We start from the raw sequence: 2,204 nt of genomic DNA on the forward strand, positions 1-2,204 counted from the left end.
TGTCCGGAGTCACCGTCGGCCTTGCCCCAGGCTCCCAGGGCCTTGACCCACAGGCCGTTGCCCTGGCCTTCCAGCGCCGGAGCGGCGGCGCTGCCCTGCTGGCGGGTACGCTCGCCCACGGCATCGCGCAGTTGGCGGCTGTCGTTGAGCAGCAGGTTACCCACCGCCGGATGGATTTCCCCGGACAGTTGATCGAAAGCCTGCTGCGCGCTGCTGGCATTGGCCGACAACAGCAGGCTCTCGTAGACCGGATTGCCCGCACCAAGCCGGTCGGCCGCCGCGGCCACCGAACGCTGGTTGGCGGTCAAGCCGACACTGGCGAAGGACGTGGCGTTGCGCTGCACGGCCAGTTGGACCGCGCTGCCGGTATAGGCCAGGCCACCCCCGAGGAACAGCGAATTGGACTGCACATTGGCGAAACCACCCTGTACCCCACCTGCGGCATCCAGGATGTCGAATTGCCGTCCCACCAGGCTCGTGGCCCGCTGCGATTGCAGCGAAACCCCGGGGTTCTGCAGATCCAGGGCCAGGTTCGCACCGCCCAGGCTGACCTGGCCATCACTGACCAGGCGGTCGCTGCCCGCAGCGCCCACCTCCACGGCATAGGTCGAGCCCGGTTGGAAGGTCACGTCGTTACTGACGTGCAAGGTGCCGATGGAATTGCCCGGGGCCACCACGCCGCCGGCATTGGCCACCAGCGCGCCGATCCGGCCATTGCCGCCCAACACGCCGCCGTCGTTGACCGTCACCGTCGATTGCAGCGAACCATTGACCGCCAAGCGCCCCTGGTTGACCAGGGTTGGACCTGTGTAGCTGTTGTTACCGGTCAGCACCAGGGTGCCGATGCCCTGCTTGGTCAGGCCACCGTGGCCGGAGATATCGTTGCTCCACAGGTCCAGCACGCAGCTCAGGTCATTGCAACGCCGCTGGGTCGGTTTGCCGGCGTCCACCAGGGCGCCGATGCCCGGCAGGTCGACCACGAACTGGCTCGGGCCGTAGCCGCCGGCGATGCGGAACTCCTCGGGAATGTCCTGTTCGGTGACCAACATGCCCGGGCCACGGATGCCCTTGTCCAGGTTGATCATGCCCCAGCCGTACAGGGCATCGATGCCCGGCGCGCCCATGTCGGTGGCGGTGGTGCGCAGCACACTGGCGATCTGTGCGCCGCTCATGTAGGGGAAGCGCTCCATCAGCACTGCCGCCGCGCCAGCGGCATGGGGCGCGGCCATGGACGTGCCGTTCTTGTTGGCGTAGCCCAGGGTCAGGTTTTCCAGGCTGGTGCCGCCAATCACCGCGCTGTAGATCCGGGTGCCCGGGGCCGATACGCAGAAACTCGCGGTGTAGCCACAGCGCGACGAGAACGTGCTGATCAGGTACGGGTTGGTGCTGCTGGTGTCGGGGTTCTGCTGCAACGCCGCCACGGTCATCCAGTTGGGAGCTATTTCCGGGACGAAAAAGCCCAGCCCGGCAATCGCATCGGGGTTGTTCAGGTTGTAGTCGTTGCCGGCGGCGAAGATGGTCAGGACTCCGCTACGGGCCGCAGCGATGGCGCCGTCATAGGCGCCACCGGGCAAGGTGCCCAACAGCGGCTGGATCTGCGCGAACTGCGCCCGGGCGTCGTCCACGGTGAAGTGCGGGAAATCCGGATTGCGCCCGCCCTTGGCAAAACGATCGGTGATGCCGATGCCCCAACTGTTGTTGATGATCCGCGCACCGCTGGCCACCAGGCTGTCCCAGCCGGCCTTGTACACCGCGCCATCGTTGCCCAGGACGATGCCATCCTCGGGGCCGGGGTCGCCGTTGTCGGCGCTGATGATCTGCGCATCGAAGGCCACGCCGTGCATCGACACACCGTCGCGGTTGCCGGCGGCGATGCCGCCGACGTGGGTGCCGTGGGAACCGAGCTTGCCGTCCGAGCCCACCGACGGGCTGCCGTCATAGCGGAAGGCATCGCCGGCCTTCACCGGAATATAGGGGTCGGTGTACTGGCGGATCCCGCTGGTGATAAGGGTCACGATCTTGTCCTTGCCGGCGAACTCCGGGTGCTTGGCATACACCGGTTGGTCGAAGATCCCCAGCTTGACGTCCTTGCCGCTGTAGCCGGCGGCATAGGCGCTGTCGGCGTTGATCGCCCCCAACCCCCCCTTCTCCTATTGACATCTCCCAGCCCACGGGACCCCTCTGGCTCCCGGATGGCCTCTTCT

General features: G+C 66.8%; 1 pseudogene. It reads right to left on the reverse strand.

The window, feature by feature from the left end:
• Positions 1-2,141, reverse strand: a pseudogene (locus ACK6AU_RS31885) (S8 family serine peptidase); the annotation flags it as partial.
• Between the last annotated feature and the right edge of the window lie 63 nt (positions 2,142-2,204).

It is taken from the genome of Pseudomonas sp. KCJK8993 (assembly GCF_046230915.1).
Lineage (GTDB): Bacteria > Pseudomonadota > Gammaproteobacteria > Pseudomonadales > Pseudomonadaceae > Aquipseudomonas > Aquipseudomonas piscis.